The sequence below is a fragment of the Desulfuromusa ferrireducens genome, assembly GCF_055389805.1.
Genome location: NZ_AP042415.1, coordinates 3020762 through 3038651 on the forward strand (window position 1 = coordinate 3020762; position 17890 = coordinate 3038651).

At 51.8% G+C, this 17890-nt stretch carries 12 protein-coding genes and 1 pseudogene; 11 read left to right on the forward strand and 2 right to left on the reverse strand.

Translation table 11 applies throughout. The annotated features are described in order from the left end of the window. The first annotated feature begins 8 nt into the window (after positions 1 to 8). The gene (locus tag ACZ5PT_RS13585; protein WP_464263573.1) at positions 9 to 920 is read left to right on the forward strand and encodes a sulfurtransferase; all 912 of its coding nucleotides are present in this window, start codon (positions 9 to 11) and stop codon (positions 918 to 920) included. Between the two features lie 1310 nt (positions 921 to 2230). Here ACZ5PT_RS13585 and ACZ5PT_RS13590 read toward each other — a convergent pair. Next, a complete protein-coding gene (locus tag ACZ5PT_RS13590; protein WP_464263574.1) occupies positions 2231 to 4777 on the reverse strand; it encodes an ATP-binding protein in 2547 nt (848 codons plus the stop codon). 200 nt (positions 4778 to 4977) lie between these two features. Between ACZ5PT_RS13590 and ACZ5PT_RS13595 the strand changes: the two genes are divergently transcribed. Further along, the gene (locus tag ACZ5PT_RS13595) at positions 4978 to 5373 is read left to right on the forward strand and encodes a response regulator (protein ID WP_464263575.1); all 396 of its coding nucleotides are present in this window, start codon (positions 4978 to 4980) and stop codon (positions 5371 to 5373) included. Positions 5374 to 5867: 494 nt separating this feature from the next. On the opposite strand, the gene ACZ5PT_RS13600 is transcribed toward ACZ5PT_RS13595, so the two are convergent. Next, complete coding sequence (locus tag ACZ5PT_RS13600; RefSeq protein ID WP_464263576.1) at positions 5868 to 7040, reverse strand: iron-containing alcohol dehydrogenase; 1173 nt, start codon at positions 7038 to 7040, stop codon at positions 5868 to 5870. A gap of 192 nt (positions 7041 to 7232) precedes the next feature. Between ACZ5PT_RS13600 and ACZ5PT_RS13605 the strand changes: the two genes are divergently transcribed. The 9 genes and pseudogenes from ACZ5PT_RS13605 to ACZ5PT_RS13645 all read left to right on the forward strand — a co-directional run bounded on the left by ACZ5PT_RS13605 (position 7233) and on the right by ACZ5PT_RS13645 (position 17849). Further along, entirely contained in the window at positions 7233 to 8111 is an 879-nt protein-coding gene (locus tag ACZ5PT_RS13605; RefSeq protein ID WP_464263577.1) for an AraC family transcriptional regulator, read from the forward strand. A 1372-nt stretch (positions 8112 to 9483) separates the two neighbouring features. Beyond that, a complete protein-coding gene (fdnG, locus tag ACZ5PT_RS13610) occupies positions 9484 to 12531 on the forward strand; it encodes a formate dehydrogenase-N subunit alpha (RefSeq protein ID WP_464263578.1) in 3048 nt (1015 codons plus the stop codon). A gap of 6 nt (positions 12532 to 12537) precedes the next feature. Next, entirely contained in the window at positions 12538 to 13305 is a 768-nt protein-coding gene (locus tag ACZ5PT_RS13615; RefSeq protein ID WP_464263579.1) for a 4Fe-4S dicluster domain-containing protein, read from the forward strand. A gap of 2 nt (positions 13306 to 13307) precedes the next feature. Continuing rightward, positions 13308 to 13922: a formate dehydrogenase subunit gamma gene (locus ACZ5PT_RS13620; RefSeq protein ID WP_464263580.1), complete on the forward strand. Its 615-nt coding sequence runs from the start codon at positions 13308 to 13310 to the stop codon at positions 13920 to 13922. A 77-nt stretch (positions 13923 to 13999) separates the two neighbouring features. Further along, complete coding sequence (locus tag ACZ5PT_RS13625; protein WP_464263581.1) at positions 14000 to 14155, forward strand: hypothetical protein; 156 nt, start codon at positions 14000 to 14002, stop codon at positions 14153 to 14155. A gap of 12 nt (positions 14156 to 14167) precedes the next feature. Continuing rightward, a pseudogene (locus ACZ5PT_RS13630) lies at positions 14168 to 14596 on the forward strand (DsbA family protein); the annotation flags it as partial. Beyond that, entirely contained in the window at positions 14593 to 15663 is a 1071-nt protein-coding gene (locus ACZ5PT_RS13635) for a cytochrome-c peroxidase (RefSeq protein WP_464263582.1), read from the forward strand. The pseudogene ACZ5PT_RS13630 and the gene ACZ5PT_RS13635, both read left to right, overlap by 4 nt. 19 nt (positions 15664 to 15682) lie before the next feature. Beyond that, positions 15683 to 16537: a formate dehydrogenase accessory protein FdhE gene (locus tag ACZ5PT_RS13640; RefSeq protein WP_464263583.1), complete on the forward strand. Its 855-nt coding sequence runs from the start codon at positions 15683 to 15685 to the stop codon at positions 16535 to 16537. Between the two features lie 214 nt (positions 16538 to 16751). Beyond that, positions 16752 to 17849 carry a hypothetical protein gene (locus ACZ5PT_RS13645; protein WP_464263584.1) on the forward strand — a complete coding sequence of 366 codons (1098 nt, stop codon included), beginning with the start codon at positions 16752 to 16754 and terminating at the stop codon, positions 17847 to 17849. Positions 17850 to 17890: the final 41 nt, after the last annotated feature.

The following is a 17890-nucleotide window of genomic DNA, read 5'->3' on the forward strand; positions in this document are numbered from 1 at the left end:
AGAAAAGAATGAAACATTTGACCCATCTGTTTTTGATCGCTGCACTGATGCTGACCATCATCCCCTTTGCGGCCACTGATGCTGCTGCGGAGAAGGTCTTTGTCAAGGCCAAGCAAGTTGCAGAATTGGCGACAGCCAAAGCCCCGAAACTACAGATTATCGACTGTCGATTGGATGAAAAGGCATACAACAAAGGCCATGTCCCAGGAGCTGTCTATTTTAATATCGATGCAAATCTGCGCATCAAAGGCGCTTGGGATACCGTCGGTGTCCGTCGCCAGCTTGAAGCCCAAGAAGAACTGTTCGGTCGGACGCTCGGGATCGATAACGAAACCATGGTTATCCTCTATGACGACATTGAGGACACCGCAACCCGTCTGTTCTGGGAATTGAAATACACCGGACACGATAACGTCGCAATCATGTTCGGTGGCTGGCCCGAGTGGACCAAGAAGAAGCTGCCGGTTGAAAAAACCGTCAATACCATAGAGCCTGCATTGTTTGTTGCCGATGTCCAACCGCAACTGCTGGCAACCTCCAGTTACATCATGAGTAAAATGGGCAACCCGAACACTGTACTGCTGGATGTCCGTCCTCCAGAGCAGTTCAAGGGCGATACTAAGCATCCGATGGCCAAAATTGGTGGCCGTCTGCCGAGCGCAGTTAATGCCTTTACCTTGGCCAACTGGGAACACAAAACCTACCTGAAGGATCCGGCTGAGTTGGAAGAGAAGTTCATGGAGTTAGGTGTAACTCCAGACAAGGAAATCATCGTTTACTGCAACACCGGCTGGTACGCAGCCAATACCTACTTCGTTCTCAAGGCCCTTAACTACCCGAACGTACGCGTTTATGATTATTCATGGGTTGAGTGGAACGGTAAAGGCCACCTGCCGAAGATCGTTGGCAAAGCAAAATAAACAAGATGAAGCAGCCTCCCTGTACGAATGAAGGGAGGCTGCTTTTATTACGCAAGCTGTGGGGCAATTTGAATTGCCGCCAGTTGAACAAGCATTTCCCATTCTCAAAACTAGTAAGTTGTGACCGGTCTTCCTGCAAGTATCGACTTATCGGAAGTTGAACAAGGTTGCTTTCTCGCTACACTGCTGACCCGCCATGGACGTCTCGGAAGTTTCTTCATATTGAATTGTGGGTCTGGTTCTAGCTCGTTCCGCCCTGTCTTGAATATCGCCACTTCCAGTAAAGATGCCTCAATGAGTGACAACCTGATGTCTAGGTTCAGGTTTCCCAGCAGTCCCTTTCTCACTGACCCAGAAGACTCTTTTAATATTAATATACTTAACTGCCCAGCTCTTTTTTCGTACACTCGTAGCTATGAAAATTGGAAAGGAAATCGCTTTGAGGTTTTGGGTTAGGCTCAACAAAAAAATAACAAAACATGCCAGCGGCAATGACCTGAAATTCGCCTTGTTGGCTGGAGTACTGTCGCCAGGTTCTGACTCTTTGCAATACCGACGCATATCATCTGTTTCTCAGGAACCGATTGATCCTAGGCAGGAATTGTATGGTGAAAAAACGATTATTTCGTGATCAAGGGAGCCTGCACCTAAGGCTCAACTAGAGAAAGCCTGTCTGATTAATGCCCTATTCCAAGAAAAGCTCACGATATAGTAACCGTGGGCTTTTTACGTATTTAAACAGGTGACTGATAGGACGGTTCGGTCACACGTCAAAATTCCTATGGATATATGACAACCCCTTTTGACCTGATATTTGTGAAACGAATCGTAGAGACTTCTCGGTCACGCCGGTCGCCAGTCACAACTGCTAAGTTTTGAAAATGGTGTTACATCTGAAAAAATCATCCTCTGCCCGTTCGGGCGATTTTCACCTTCCACAATTGCTGAATTTTGAAAAGTTCCCTGCGTGTATTGGATTGCAGGGTCTATAGGAATCTGCTCTTTGCAAAGGTCAACATATCCTGAATGTAGGTAGAGCAACTTCCGAGACGCTTTTGTTTGGCAGAAAATCATTGACCAACAATCTATTGCTCAACGTATTGGATTACGCGATCAGTAAGCCTTGCCTGATTTGGTATCTTGTCGACCCATTAATCAATTTGGAACAACATCCGAGTCACTTTGAGTTGGTCGAAGCCTTGATGCTGGCATGGTCCTCGATCAGTGTGCTGCAATAGGATTACAATACTTGAGACGGGGTTTCTGTTGATGGGTGTGCTATTTGAAACACTTCGGGATTCATCTGTGGTTCAGTAATGGTCCAGCACTTCCCGCACTTTTGATGTCAGTGCTTCTAACGAAACTGGTTTCTGCAAGAAATGAACTCCCGCCTCAATAACGCCTTGTCTTGAGATGATATCAGCCGTATAGCCGGACATGAAGATAACCCTTGTCTCAGTCCGCAGGGCCGTAATTTTTTCCGACAACTCCTTGCCGTTCATCTCAGGCATGATCACATCGGTAAGCAGTAGATGAATCGGACTTGTGTATTGCCGGGCCAGGGACAGGGCAATGCCAGGTGTCAACGCGGGCAAGACCGTATAACCGCATTTTTCGAGCATGGATGTTTTTAATTGAAGAAGCATTTTATCATCTTCGACGAGCAGAACTGTTTCGGCTCCAGGTTGCAGCGGTTCTGCTGTTATCTCCGGCACAACGTCTATCGCTGTAATCACCCGAGGAAGGTAGATATTGAAGACCGTTCCATGCCCCGGTTCACTGTACAGAGTGATAGCACCGCTGTTCTGTCTGACAGCACCATAGACTGTGGCCAATCCCAAACCGGTCCCCTCGCCAATTCCTTTGGTGGTATAGAACGGCTCGAAGACATGGGACTGCACGTCCTTATCCATCCCCTTGCCGTCGTCGCTAAAAGAGAGTTGGACGTAATCACCTGGCACAACCTCTGGATGCGAGACACAAAAGCTCTCGTCCATGCTGCTGTTCGCCGTTTTGATCGTTATCTTGCCGGTCCCCGAGATTGCATCACGAGCATTGACGCACAAGTTGGCGAGAATCTGGTCAATCTGTGAGGGATCGACCTTGACCGGCCAGAGGCTTATCTCCGGATTCCAGGACAGTTGAATATTTTCACCAATGAGCCGTTGCAGCATCTGGAGCATTCCCGCCACAGTTTCGTTCAGGTCCAGCACTTTGGGCGCGATGGTTTGCTTACGCGCAAAGGTTAACAGTTTCCGGGTCAGATCGGCGGATCGATTGGCTGCGGATCTAATTGCCTCTAAATCTGGAATAAAAGGGCTGGAAGGTCCCGCTTTCCTCATCGCCAGTTCCGCGTGGCCGAGGATAACTCCTAACATGTTGTTGAAATCGTGTGCCACGCCGCCCGCCAGTTGTCCTATCGATTCGATCTTCTGGGTCTGTTTAATCTGGTGTTCAAGCTTGCCCCTTTCTTCTTCCGCTTGTTTACGTTCCGTGATTTCCTTTTCCAAATCCTGAGTATGTTCCCTCAACTTAGTAATAATCGGTCGGCCTAGGTGGAAGAATAGAGCAGTACCGCCTAGAATAAGGATCAAAGCAAATGTAACTGCTATGAGACCAGTTTTTATGAAGGGTTCCTGGATCTCTGCTAGGTCGATTTTGACAACTAACCCCACATTTAGTATGGCGACAGGCTCGTAAGCGGCAATTACCATGTCACCACGATAATCAAGGCCAATGATTGATCCTGAGAGTCCCTGCAAAGCTAATCGCATCGGCTCTGCCAGAGCGGAATCATAAGCCACTGGCTGTTGATTCACAGTCGAATCAAAACGATCTCGCACGATGAATTCGATTTCATCCCCGGTTTGACGGGCTAATACAAACTCTCCCGTTGTGCCAAATCTTGCGAATTTGGCGTGGGCATCGATAATATGACCCATAGTTGCCTGTGAAGAAGCTCCTGATACATCTTTATCATGAAGAGGATCGTGTTGCGCGACTGCCTCTATTAAGCGGGCTTGGATTTGGACTGTCGACGCTAATTGCTCTCTGTACTCCGTGATATTAGAACGATAAAGCATGACAATAGTGATAGTCATCACCATTAAAGAGACTAGGACCATTACCAGGGCCAAGGAAAACAACCGTCTCCCCTCACTCATCCCGGTTCTAGTTCCAGGGCCAATAGTGAAAGAGAGCCAACGTAGAGGGATCGATCCTTTGCCAGAAGCGCGAACTATTGCGGCACCGAGCATGATAAAGGCCAATGCCGTCGTCAAGGCCATCGGAATAGTAGCGCCTTGTCCGTATAGAAGCGGGCTTCCAAAGAGATAGGCAAGACAGACGGCGACGGCTGTGCCAAATGTTATGACACCCAAGGCCCCAATTAAGTCCCCCAGACTGGTCCCGCTGTTATTTGCTCGGACGCGCCAGAGCAGGGCAAGCACAGCTAGACCTGAAAGCAAGAACAAGGCTCCTGTGAACACAGACATACGACCGATGGGTATCTCGCCGAGATGTCCGGCAGTCGGAACCAAAATATCCTCGAAATTGAGGTCCATGCCTGTGAAATACCCGACAACTTCAAGGGCGGCAAATAGAGTAACGACCATTGTCAGAGCAACGAATATACGGAGGCTCGATTCTGAGAGAGACCGCAGAAACTGATTAAGCAAAATACCCGCGAGCACAATGAAACTGATTGCAGTAGTCGGAGCCATAGGGATGTAGTCTTCTTTAATACTGCCCAGCAATCCAAATCCAGGAAGATATCCAAGCAAACCAAAAATGGCAATTGAGATTGCACATAAAGAAAAAATAGCTATAGATGATTTTATTTTACTATTTATATACACATGTAGCCCCTTGTGTTGCCTCTAGGGGTCTTTCTTTAATCAACCCAACCACTCTGCACTTTCAGTGCAGAGGTTCCTTTGGGGCTAAAGTCCCCTAACAGAGTTTCTAAAATATACAGTATTATATAGGGACTTCAATTCCCTAGACATTAGCCGTTTTCCTTATAGGATTTAAAAATCCCTATAGGGGGGGGACAGCTATGCAGCAAAGACGTGCTCTGGCTATTGATGACGACAAATTCTGCCTCGAATTGCTGTCTGAAATACTGATCGAGCAACAATTCGAGGTCGACGCCTTTCCTCAGGCAACCTGCAACATGACGATCCAGGAGGCAGACTGTTGCCCGATGGAGGTTCCCTGCTACGATGTCCTCCTCACAGATAACCAGATGCCGGGCATGACCGGTTTAGACTTTCTGGAACTTCAGCGGTGCAACGGCTGTAAAATCCCAGCTCATCGCAAGGCAATCATCTCCGGATACTGGACCACGGATGATTTAGGCATAGCCGCCCAGATAGGTTGTCAGGTCTTCCACAAGCCTTACGCACTTGAACTGATTGGCGCTTGGCTTGATGTAAGTCAGAAGAAGGATTGAATCGCCCCACAAATATTAGGCAGTATTGGCTGTGAAGTAATAATTCAGAAGAGCCCCAGTCCAATGGATCGGGTCTTTTTTACGTCCACCATAAATCGGTATTTTATTTTTGACGATGGATTTGTTGGTGTTCGGCGATTTTCAAAAATAGTAAGTTGTGACCGGTCTTCCTGCAAGTGTCGACTTATCGGACGTTGAACAAGGTTTCTTTCTCTCAACACTGCTGACCCCGTCAAAAACGTCTGTGAATCGCCACGAGAATCCTAGACACTCCCCACTTTCATAGAATGCTGCCTGGGTTAAATTTCCGTCCTATACACCAAGTGGGATGTGTCTCAAATAGAGTCACAGGTATCAAAAAATGGATTTGTGCCTATGTAGACAATTCCTAAAAGCCCTCCAAAACAAGAATCGCCCATGATCTGGTAATCATGGGCGATTCTTGTTTCTAAAGTGGTAAGTCTAAAATACCTACAGTGGAGATAGCAGGAACCTTACAGTGCTTCCTGTAAAACTTTTCTGGAAACATCCAGGGTGATATCACCATGTTCAGACAGGGCAACCATGCCGTGCTTTTCCAGCCCCTTGATAATCCGTTCGATTCCCGTTGCGTCGATATCATGATCGGATAATCTGGTTTTGATGCCGAGGCTGTGGAAAAATTCTTCAGTTTTGTTGATTGCGGCATCAATTCTTTCATCCTTGGAACCAGCGCTGATGTTCCAGACCCGCTCTGCGTATTGTAGCAACTTTTCTTTCTTCTGCTGTCGTCTGACCCGCCACATGGCCGGGGTGATCACCGCCAGGGTTTGCGCGTGATCGATACCGAACAGGGCGGTCATTTCATGCCCAATCATGTGAATACTCCAGTCCTGCGGGACACCAGCACCGATCAGGCCATTTAGTGCCATGGTTGAGCACCAAACCAGGTTGGCCCTGGCATCGTAATCAGTCGGATCAGCCACCGTTTGCTTACCGATCTCCACCAAAGTTTGGAGTATCCCTTCGGAGGTGCGATCCTGGAACCCCGCGTTTACTGGATAGGTAATGTACTGTTCAACGGTATGTATAAAGGTATCAACTACGCCGTTGGCAACCTGGATCGCTGGCAGGGTATAGGTTAATTCCGGATCTAGAATCGAAAACTTGGGATAAGCATGCGGGCTGAACACCGGCAGTTTATCTTCGCCATGAGTCACCACGCCGCCGCAGTTCATTTCGGAACCAGTGGCCGGCAAGGTGACCACGGTGCCCATAGAGATAGCGCTGTCCACTGGAACCGGAGCAAAACCGTAAGTCATCAGTTTTTCTTCCTGGCCAACAAAATCATCGGCACCCGCAGCAATGGCGATAAATTTGGTGCCATCCATGACCGAGCCACCACCGACGGCCAACAGGAAATCAACCTTTTCAGCGCGTACAACTTTCACAGCATTCATCAAGGTTGGAAATTTAGGGTTCGGCTCGATACCACCGAACTCAAGAACCTCGCGTGAGGATTTGGCCAACTCAGCTTTTACATTGTCGAGCACGCCGTTTTTGATAACACTGCCGCCGCCGTAGGTAACCAGCACCTTGGCATCTTTGGGCACCAAATTGTCCAGCTCGCTCATTTGACCTTTGCCGAAGAGAATATTGGTCGGATTGTAAAAATTAAAATTTAACATCTGCGCTCCCTTTTTAAATCGTGATGATGAATGTTGTTTTTGCTATTTGTGAGTATAGGAACTGCGCGGTAAAGAGTTAATACCCAATGCTGCCAAAGTATTGCCTATTCCTGCTCCAAGCTAGACCTTTCGGCATTCAAATGATAAAATTCATGTCCAATTACATAATTATTCGCCAAGAGGATAAGCACTATGTCGCAACTTGCAGAGCTGATGCAGCAGTTTGATCTTGCCGAAGGGTTTTCCGAATCGCGGCTGCCCGGCGTGCGTTTTTTTAAGGCGCTACAAACCATACCCCGCTGCCCGCTGATCTACGGTCCGGGCATCTGCATTGTGGTGCAGGGGAGCAAGATCGGCTACTTGGGGGACAAATCCTTTTCCTACGATACCAATAACTACCTGGTCACCTCGGTCACCATGCCCTTCGAGTGTGCAAGCTTCGCCACCCCTGACGAGCCGTTACTCGGTCTATATATCGATGTCGACCTGCCGCTGTTGCATGAGTTGATCGCTAAACTGGGGCAGAATCAAGAGCTTACGGTGCACAACAACACTCGTCTGCCCTGCGGGATAGGTCCGGCACCGCTGGAAGCGGAGATGAGCGATGCCATTGGCCGGTTGCTTAAATGCCTGCAGTCTGAGGCCGAAACTCAAGTGCTCGGAACAGGCTTGCTGCGAGAGATCCTCTTTCGTGCCTTAGCTGGCAAACAGGCCCACGTCCTTTACGCTCTGGCTGCGCACAACAGTCACCTCGGACGAGTCGCACGAGCTCTGAAACTGATCCAGCACAATTATGCTACCAGCCTTAATGTCGAACGTCTGGCACAACAGGCCCACATGAGTAGTTCCGCCTTTCACCGTGCTTTCAAGGAGGTCACATCCGATTCTCCACTGCAGTACCTCAAAAAAATCCGGTTGAACAAAGCGAGAGATCTCATTCTACAGGATGGGATGAAAGCCTATGTAGCGGCAGATCGGGTCGGTTATGAAAGCGCTTCGCAATTTAGTCGCGAGTTTAAGCGCTATTTCGGGCAGAGTCCGGCCGAGATGATCCGGGAGGTACGTCCCTGACTTTTATTTCCACGATCAGGAGTTCCCTTTTGAAAACGAATATCGGATCGATCAGACTTCAGTACCAAAATAGTGGGTTCTGACCGACCTTATTCCAACAAGTGTTGACTTGTCGAACGTTGATCGAGGATGTATTTGACCCAAACCGACGATCAATCGTAAACGTCTCGGAAGTTGCTCCACATTGAATTATAGTGTTGGAATCTGGCAGGCCGAGCATGTCTTGAATATCGCCACTTCCAGTAAAAGATGACCGCTAAATACTGCAAACCGAGCCCCCCTCTGCGCTGTTCTGAGCTTTTTTATGTTCAGTGTTATTTAATATTGTAAACCATGGTCATCTTGAGGATCTTGAGTAGACTTAGAAGTCCCTCTCAAGAGGTTACATGTATGAATTTGTGGTCAAAAATAATAAGAGATAACGCTGTAGAAAAGAGACTACAGATCACTTTGATGGCAGATATATTGTCATCAGGAAATGTCCCCCTACAGCACAAAAAAGCTACATCCCTCCCACCACAACCAGTCAATGTCAGAGAATCATTATACGGTGGAAAGCCTATCGACCACTAAACAACAAAAGACCCAATCCAGGAGAACTGGCCAGGTCGGCCATTCATTGAATATCGCGGGTTCCAGTAAAAAGTGTCTGATTAATGCCGAAAACCAAGAAAACCGCACGATCTGGTATCCGTGCGGTTTTCGCGTGTTTAAAGCAGTGATTTGTAGGACAGTCTGGCGGCCTGGCAAAATTCCTATAAATTTATGACAAACCATTTCGACAGGATATTTGCAAAACGGCCTGAAGCGGCCTGACAGTCACACCGAGCACCTGTCACAACTGCTGATAAGTGTTGCGAATGATCGATATGGTGTACTGCAATGCGCAATATTTAGCACAGACCCAAGGGGAGCGATTTCGGAAAGGTGCAAGGTGGCCTTGCCGTTCTTTTCCCGCTCAACCTTCGACTTTTTTTATGCCTGGAGGAACGTTGCTTGCTAAAGAGCTTGCACGTTAACCAGACATTCATCACCCTTTTATGGGCATACGCTTGCAAATCAAGCAGATTCCGCTACAAGTTATACTCTAATGAGGGCTCCGATCTCCAGCTGAGTCATTATGACCTAGGGCGGGAATACATTTACAGCATCCGACCTTTTTTGATGAGCGCTGATAGAAAGAAGTTTTGAGCCCAACTTATTGTTTCAGTGGCACTTTGACTGCCGAGAATCTGGCTTGCTAGCTACCAAATAGCGTTGTTTTGAATTGTGTTCGGGATTCACAGCGATCTACGGTTGCGAGGGATCGACCTGGTCAGCCTGTGAATTTTGCCGGATTTATATCCCGACTCACCAACAAGGAGGAAAGCATATGGAGCTTAGCAGACGAGCGTTTTTGCAGCTCTCCGGTGGGACTATCGGCGCATCGATCGTCGGTGTCGGCTTAAAGCCGGCCCAGGCCTATGCCGCGCCGTTGGCTATCCAGTATGCCAAGGAGACCATCACCATCTGCCCCTATTGTGCGGTTGGCTGTGGCCTGATCGTTCACACCCGCGGGGGCGAAGTAATCAACACCGAGGGGGATCCAGATCATCCGATCAACCGCGGGACCCTCTGCAGCAAGGGGGCGGCCCTCTACCAGCTGCGTCACAACGAAAACCGCATCACTGAACCGATGTACCGGGCCAAGGGTTCCAGGGAGTGGAAGAAGGTTTCCTGGGATTGGTCTCTTGAGCAGATCGCTCGTAAGATCAAGGAGACCCGCGACGCCACCTTTATGGAGACCAACGCCAAGGGGCAGGTGGTTAACCGCACCGATGGGCTCGCTTCGGTCGGCAGTGCGGCGCTGGACAACGAGGAATGCTACCTGTTCCAGAAGCTGCTGCGTAGTTGGGGGCTGGTCTACATAGAACACCAGGCGCGAATATGACACTCCGCCACGGTTGCCAGTTTGGCGACCTCGTTCGGTCGTGGTGCCATGACCAATCACTGGATCGATATCCGCAACTCTGATGTTATTCTGGTGATGGGTTCAAATGCCGCAGAGAATCACCCAATCTCCTTTAAATATGTTTTGGAAGCGATGGGAAAAGGCGCCAAGCTGCTCAGTGTCGATCCACGCTTTACCCGCACCAGCGCCAAGGCTGATGTCTATGCCGCCTTGCGGAGCGGCACCGACATCGCTTTTTTAGGCGGCATGATCAAGTACATCATCGAAAATAAGCTCTATCACGCCGAGTACATGCAGTTGCACACCAATGCGCCCTTCCTGGTCAATCCCAAGTTCAAGATGCCGGGCGATTTGGACGGGCTGTTTTCCGGTTACGATGCCGACAAGCGTAGCTACGATAAGTCGACCTGGTCTTTCCAGCGCGATGGCAACGGGGTGCCCAAGTCCGACCCGAGTATGCAGGATCCCAACTGTGTGCTGCAGCTGCTGAAAAAGCATTTCTCCCGCTACACACTCGATGTTGTTTCCGATATCACCGGTACGCCGAAAGAGAAGCTGACCCAAGTGTATGAACCTTACGCCTCGACCGGCAAGGCCGGTAAAGCGGCGACCATCATGTACGCCATGGGCTGGACTCAGCACACCGTTGGAACCCAGAATATCCGTACCATGGCGATCATCCAGTTGTTGCTCGGCAACATCGGTTTGGCCGGTGGCGGGGTCAACGCCCTGCGTGGCGAGTCGAACGTGCAGGGCTCGACCGACCACTGCCTGCTCTTCCATATCCTGCCCGGCTATTTGCCGACGCCGAAATCGAGCTGGGGCGATCTGGCGACCTACATCAAGAAGAGCACGCCGCAGACCAACGATCCGGACAGCGCCAACTGGTGGAGCAACCGCAGCAAGTACATCACTTCGCTGCTGCGCGCCCACTTCGACAACGGCCTGAGTGCCGAAGAGGATTTCGGCTACAGTCTGCTGCCGAAACTGGATGATGGCCAGAATGCCAGCTGGCTGATGCTTTTCGACCGGATGTTCAAAGGTGGTATCAAGGGCTTCTTCGCCTGGGGGCAGAACCCGGCCTGTTCGGGAAGTAACGCCAACAAGGTGCGCAAGGCGCTGGCCAAACTTGACTGGATGGTGGCCGTCAACCTGTTTGACAACGAAACCGCCAGTTTCTGGAAGGGACCGGGCATGGACCCGAGCCAGATCGACACCGAGGTGTTCTTCCTGCCGATCGCTGCCTCTTTCGAAAAGGAAGGCAGCGTTACCAACTCCGGTCGCTGGGCCCAGTGGCGCTATCAGGCGGTGCCACCGCTCGGCAACAGTCGCCATGATTCGGAGGTGATGAACGAGCTCTATTTCCGGGTTGCCGAACTCTACCGCAAGGAAAGCGGTGCCTTCCCCGAGGCGATTACCAAGCTGACCTGGAATTACGGTTTCAAGGGGGTCGACGGTAAGATCGATCATATGGATATCCATGCTGTTGCCAAAGAGATCAATGGCTACTTCCTTGAAGATAAAGTCATCAAGGGCAAGCAGTACAAAAAAGGTGATCTGGTTCCCTCCTTCGCCTTTCTGCAGAACGACGGCTCGACCAATTCGGGCAATTGGCTCTATTGTCAGAGCTACAACGGCAAGGGCAACAACATGGCTCGCCGTAGCCAGAAGGATCCGAGCGGCATCGGTCTTTATCCCGAATGGAGCTGGTGCTGGCCGGTCAACCGGCGGATTCTCTACAACCGTGCGTCGGTCGATGCCAATGGCCAGCCGTGGGACAAAAAGCAGCCGGTGATCTGGTGGACCGGCAGCGGCTGGAAAGGGGATGTTCCCGACGGCGGCTGGAAGCCGCTCAACCAGCCCGGAACCAAAAAGTCCTTCATTATGCTGCCCGACGGGGTTGCCTCGATTTTCGGGCCCAAGATGAAGGAAGGTCCTTTTCCTGAACACTACGAGCCGCTTGAGTGTCCGATCGAGAAGAATCCGCTTTCCGGCACCAAGAACAACCCGGTCATCAAGCGCTTCTACGAAGAAGGTGGGCTGGAGGAGGATGTTTTCTACTCCTGCGACCAGCGCTACCCCTATGTGGCCACCACTTACCGGGTTACCGAACACTGGCAGACCGGCGTCATGACGCGTAACATCCCCTGGCTGCTGGAGATGCAACCGAGCATGTTCGTTGAAATGAATCCGGAATTGGCCACGGAAAAAGGGATCAAAAGCGGCGACTGGGTGAAAGTCTCCTCGGGACGCGGTGAAGTCGAGGCAGTGGCCATTGTCACCAAGCGTTTCCGCCCCTTCAAGGTACAGGGCACGACCATCCATCAGGTTGGATTGCCTTGGTGTTATGGCTGGAGCACGCCGAATGCCGGAGACAGCGCTAACCTGCTGACGCCGACCATCGGCGATGCCAACACGATGATTCCAGAAACCAAGGCCTTCCAAGTCAACATCGAGAAGAGGGGGTGATGAGCGATGGCACGTAAAGCATTTATGATCGATACCAGTCGCTGCACCGCCTGTCGGAGTTGCCAGGTGGCCTGCAAACAGTGGAATAAACTTCCGGCCGAGGCGTCGGTGAATCGCGGCAGCTACGAGAATCCGCCGCAGCTGACCCCACATCTGTACAACAAGATCGAGTTTGTCGAAACCGAAGAGAGCGGCGAATTTAAATGGCTGTTCCTGAATAAGCGCTGCCTGCACTGCGGTGAAGCAGGCTGCCTGAAGGTGTGCCCCTCAGTTGGCGCGCTCTACCGCACCGAAGAAGGCCTGGTCGGTTTTGACCAGGACAAGTGCATCAGTTGCAATTACTGCGTCAATGGCTGTCCCTTCGATGTGCCCCGCTACAACAGCGATAAAAAGATCACCAAGTGCCACGGTTGTATCGACCGGGTCGCTAATGGTCTGCAACCGGCCTGCGTCAAGGCTTGCCCGACCGGAACCTTGCAGTTCGGCGACCGTGACCAGTTGATCGCCAAAGGCAAAGCAACCGGGCGACCCATTTACGGGGAAAAAGCTCTCAGTGGTCTGGGTGCCATGTATCTGCTCGATAACCGACCGGAGGATTATAATCTCGCGGCTGATCCGGCGATTCCGACCTCGATCTTCCTCTGGAAGGATGTCATCAAGCCGCTCGGTATTCTCGGCTTCTGGGGCGCCGTTAGCGCTACCCTGCTGCATTACGTGACCATAGGTCCCGAGCAGTTGGAAGAAGAGGAATATCAGGACGAGGGAGGTGAGTGATTATGACCCAGTATATACATCGTTATAATGCCCTACAGCGGGTGTTGCACTGGACAGTCGCCGGCTCATTCTTTGTTCTGCTGTTTTCCGGGCTCGGCTTGTTCGCCCATGCTTTCTTTAACTATTTCGACTTCTTCGGTGGGCCTGAGCGCGGAATCATTTTTCACAAGTGGGCTGGGGTCATCTTTCTCAGTTCCTCGGTGCTGCTTTTTCTGGGCAATGTCCGGGAAGTCTGTCGCTTCGATAGCGACGACAGCAAATGGTTCGCTGCCCTCGGAGGCTATTTTTCGCGGAAAAAACCGCATCTTCCACAAGGCAAATACAACGCCGGACAAAAACTTTTCGGGATTTTTTCTTTTGTCGGCACCCTGGTGATGGGTTTCACCGGCCTGGTGATCTGGAACCCGGTCGCTTATGCGCGGACCCTTGCCCAGTTTTCGCTTATGTTGCACGGTCTGTTTTTCGTCCTGTTCATGATGGCAATTATTGTGCACATCTATCTTGGTTCCATTGGCAACCCCGGCACAGTAGAGGGGATGCTGTGGGGCCGGGTAAGATCCGCCTGGGCGAAAAAACATGCCATCAAGTGGTACCGGGAAGTGATTGGCAAAGATTAGAGCATTGGGCACCCCGTAGCCGGACTGTTCTTTGCGTGCCGGCTGCGGGCTCCAATCCGCGAATAAACTGAGGGTGAATGATGCGTCTGCTGCTCATCTTGATGTTTAGCTTGTTGGCTTCGCCAGTCGGTGCCGCTGAGAAACCGTTGCTTGAGGTGCCGCTCGGCGATGCCCCGGTCCGTGGCCCAGCCGTTGCACCGGTCACCATGGTCGAATTTATCGATTTTCAATGACCCTATTGTCAGGCGGCCGGTCCGACCGTCGAGCAGCTTCTTCAGGAATATCGGGGTAAGGTGCGGCTCGTTATCAAGCACTATCCCTATCGTTACCGGGATTATTCTTATTTGGCGGCCCAGGCCGCAGAAGCGGCTCGGGTGCAGGGGAAATTCTGGGAATATTTTGATCTGATGATGGATCAGAAACGGCTGACCCGCGATGACCTGATCGGCTACGCCCGGCAGCTGAAACTTGATGTGCCCCGTTTTACCCGCGAGCTCGACAGTGAACAGCATCGGCCCCGGGTGGAAAAGGATGTCCAGTTGGCACGCAAGCTCGATCTTTATCAAACGCCGAGCTTTGTTGTTAACGGCCGCCTGCTGGTTGGTGAGCGGCCGATCGAGAAGTTTCGTCAGTTGATCGATCAGGCGCTGGCGGAACAGGACAAGGGGGAATGATGAACATAATTTCCCAATCTTTATGTGGCCTTTTAATTTTCTGCGGACTCTGTTTCAGCGGTTCGGCAGCCGCGCATGAATGGCCGGATTTACAGCCGCTAGCGACTTTGGAACAGCCTGATCAGTCTAAGGTTGAGCTGGGTAAGGCGCTGTTTTTCGATCGTCGTCTGTCGGGGGACGGCACCGTCAGCTGCGCTGTCTGTCATATTCCGAACGAAGCCTTTGCCGACGGGCAGAAGATTTCTTCCGCCTATCCGACCAACAAGCACTGGCGACATACCAGCAGCCTGCTTAACGTTGCTTATTTAGATATCTTCTTCTGGGATGGTCGTAGCCGCAGTCTCGAAGCCCAGGCCTTGGGTCCGATCCATTCCTCTTTTGAAATGAATATCAACCCGCAATTTTTGGTCGCCAAGCTACGCGAGATCCCGGAGTATCAACAGCTGTTTCAGAACACATGGGGCGGCGGAGTCTCGGTCGATCGGATTGTCGGCTCTCTGGCAAGCTTTCAGCAGACCCTGCTGATGCTCAACTCTCCCTTCGATAGTTATCTGGCCGGCAAACGGCAGGCGCTCTCCACCCAGGCTTTGCAGGGGGCCGAAATTTTCTTCGGTGAGCGGGGCGGCTGCAGCCAGTGTCATACTGGTGCATTGTTGACCGATCAGAAGTATTACAACCTTGGAGTCGCTGAGTTGCCGGAACTGATCAATGATCCGCAGCATCGCACCAGTCGCAACTTCTTTCTCGGCGAAATGGGTCTGCCGCCGATGGATCGCGACCCCGGCTATTATGTGATCAGTCACCGGCGGCAAGATATGGGCGCTTTCCGTACGCCGCCATTGCGTCAAATAGAGCAGACCGCCCCCTATATGCATAATGGCAGCCTGGCAACGTTGGCCGAGGTCATCGAATTTTTCAATCAAGGAGGTGGAACCGATCCGAACAAGTCCACCCTGCTCAAGCCTCTCGGCCTGAAGGTCGAGGAAAAGCACGCACTGGAAGCTTTTTTACTGAGTTTGACAGGAACCTATGAGTCGATCCGGGCGCCCCGCCCGCCCGGCTATTGAATGAAAGGGAGGAAGATCTGTGAATCTGCTTAGCGAAAAACTGCTGCGCCTGGAAGAGTTAAGCAAGCTGCGTCCCCAGTATGTCGAGGTTTACCATTTCTATACCGGTCTCTGTAAATTTCTGCAGGGCAAAAAAGTCACCTGGCTTAAATGCAGTCCCGATCTGGAGAGTTGGGAGCAGCGTCGGCAGGCGGGCTTCCCGCTGCTCAGTCGTGATGCTCTGCAGATAGATGAGTGCGAAGCCAGTCAGTTTGTCAGTTTACTGATCGACAATCTGATCGATCTCGGCCAGCAGGGCGGAGCGGAGTTGCATCTGGTTCGGCAAGCCCTCGACTTAAAAACCATCGCGATTGACAAACTACTGATCGCCTGTCTGGAAAAAGATCGTGCTCCGCTTGAAGAGGTTGCCAGCAGACTGGAGATCCCTTCTGCCCTGCTTGAGTATGTCTGCTCTACCACTCTTGCCTTCGGCCTGCAGCAATGGCAGGAAAATTTGGCCAAACCACTATTTGATGGCTGGCAGGAAGGTTATTGCCCGGTCTGCGGCGGTATTCCGGCAATGGGTGAACTGGTCGGCGAAGAAGGGCAGAAACGACTGCACTGTTCGATCTGTGCCACCGGCTGGGACGTGACCCGTCTCAAGTGCAGCTACTGCGGCAATCAAGAGACCGACAGCCTGGAATATTTCACCGCCGAGGGGGAAACCGGCTACCGGGTCGACATCTGTCGCAAGTGCTCCTGCTACCTCAAGGTGGTCGACAGTCGCGAACTCGGCGAAGGTCTGCCGATGGATGTCGAGGATCTCAACACCATGCACCTTGATCTGTTGGCGCAAAAAGAAGGTTTTGCCAAAGGCAAAAGGCTCCAGGGGTAGGTCAGCTCGAAAATTTGTCTTTTCGGATATGGTTACTCTCTATTTTTTGCGAGATTTTAGATTTGCCAGGGAGTAAAGACCTATCAACCTATTAGAGTGTTCTTGTGTCTGGGATGACAGGCTGTTTTCCGGCCAGTTAGCGGCGGGAAGGGGATATCTCAAGCACCGTAGGCGCTACCCCTTAAAGCCATTTTCACTAAGGGAGGATCGGATTATGAAGCAACTACAGCTCGTATCTTTCACGCTCGCGGCGCTTCTTTTGGGACTGGTCAGTGCGTCCTGGGCCGAGATCAACGTCTTAAAGGGTGAAACCCACCAGTTGAGCATTTACGGCTGGATCAAGCTGGACGCAACCTATCAGGGCGACGACATGAACAGCAAGGTGGCGCCGAGATTCGCCACCGGCGACGGCGCCGAAGGGACCAACTTCACGGCCATGCACAGCCGCTTCGGTCTCAAATGGGCCGGGCCGGAGATGGTCCACGGATACAAGGCGGCAGGCGTGCTCGAGTTCGACCTGTTCGACGGCTCGACGAACAACAATATGGATTTCCGTACCCGGCTGATCGCGTTCACTTTGTCCAATGAGACCTCGACCTGGTTGTTCGGCCAGCACTGGGACATCTTCTCGCCGTTGAACCCAACCACGTTGATGACCAACGGCAACCTGTGGCAGACCGGCAACCTGGGTGCCCGGCGCGCTCAGGCCCGCTACGCATACAAAAGTTCGGGATGGGAATTCGCGGCGAGCATTAATGATCCCAGCACCAGTGGCAGTACGTCCGACACCGACTTTCCGCTGTTGGAAGGCCGGGTCGGGCTCGAGTACAGCGGTGCCAAGTTCGGCATCTCCGGGAACTGGGGCAGGGACGAGACGACGGTTTCGAGCGTTGATTCGGACATCTGGGGCGTCAGCGCCGACTGGGTGGTGCCCATCGCTTCCAGCTTCTCCCTCAAAGGCGAGTTGGCCACCGGAGAGAACCTGGGTGTCTTCATGAGCCGTGCGAAGGTCAACAAGGTGACAGGGGAAGAGCAGGAAGTCGTCTCGGGTTGGACCGAACTCGTCTACTCGGGAGCCGACTTCAACTGGTGGATCGGCGGTGCCTTCGAGAACCCGGACGACATCCAAAGCGGCAGTATAGAGGATTCCTGGATGTCCTTCGCCGGCGGTCAGTACAAGTTCAAGACCGCGGTGCCCGGTGGCAAACCGATCTTGTTCGGTGCCGAGGTCGCGACCTTCGAGTCCGACATCGCGGGCGGCGGCGACAACGACGCCGCTCAGCTGATCCTGAGCGCCCAGTACAATTTCTAGACGGCGCGGACCGTGGACATCCTCGCTGGCTAGCAGCGAGG

What these genes read in the sequence shown, in the direction of transcription:
- ACZ5PT_RS13595 (WP_464263575.1), top strand. Translation starts at nt 4,978, where the DNA reads ATGCAGCAAAGACGTGCTCTGGCTATTGATGACGACAAATTCTGCCTC.
- ACZ5PT_RS13615 (WP_464263579.1), top strand. Translation starts at nt 12,538, where the DNA reads ATGGCACGTAAAGCATTTATGATCGATACCAGTCGCTGCACCGCCTGT.
- ACZ5PT_RS13620 (WP_464263580.1), top strand. Translation starts at nt 13,308, where the DNA reads ATGACCCAGTATATACATCGTTATAATGCCCTACAGCGGGTGTTGCAC.
- ACZ5PT_RS13600 (WP_464263576.1), bottom strand. Translation starts at nt 7,040, where the DNA reads ATGTTAAATTTTAATTTTTACAATCCGACCAATATTCTCTTCGGCAAA.
- ACZ5PT_RS13585 (WP_464263573.1), top strand. Translation starts at nt 9, where the DNA reads ATGAAACATTTGACCCATCTGTTTTTGATCGCTGCACTGATGCTGACC.
- ACZ5PT_RS13645 (WP_464263584.1), top strand. Translation starts at nt 16,752, where the DNA reads ATGAAGCAACTACAGCTCGTATCTTTCACGCTCGCGGCGCTTCTTTTG.
- ACZ5PT_RS13605 (WP_464263577.1), top strand. Translation starts at nt 7,233, where the DNA reads ATGTCGCAACTTGCAGAGCTGATGCAGCAGTTTGATCTTGCCGAAGGG.
- ACZ5PT_RS13635 (WP_464263582.1), top strand. Translation starts at nt 14,593, where the DNA reads ATGATGAACATAATTTCCCAATCTTTATGTGGCCTTTTAATTTTCTGC.
- ACZ5PT_RS13625 (WP_464263581.1), top strand. Translation starts at nt 14,000, where the DNA reads ATGATGCGTCTGCTGCTCATCTTGATGTTTAGCTTGTTGGCTTCGCCA.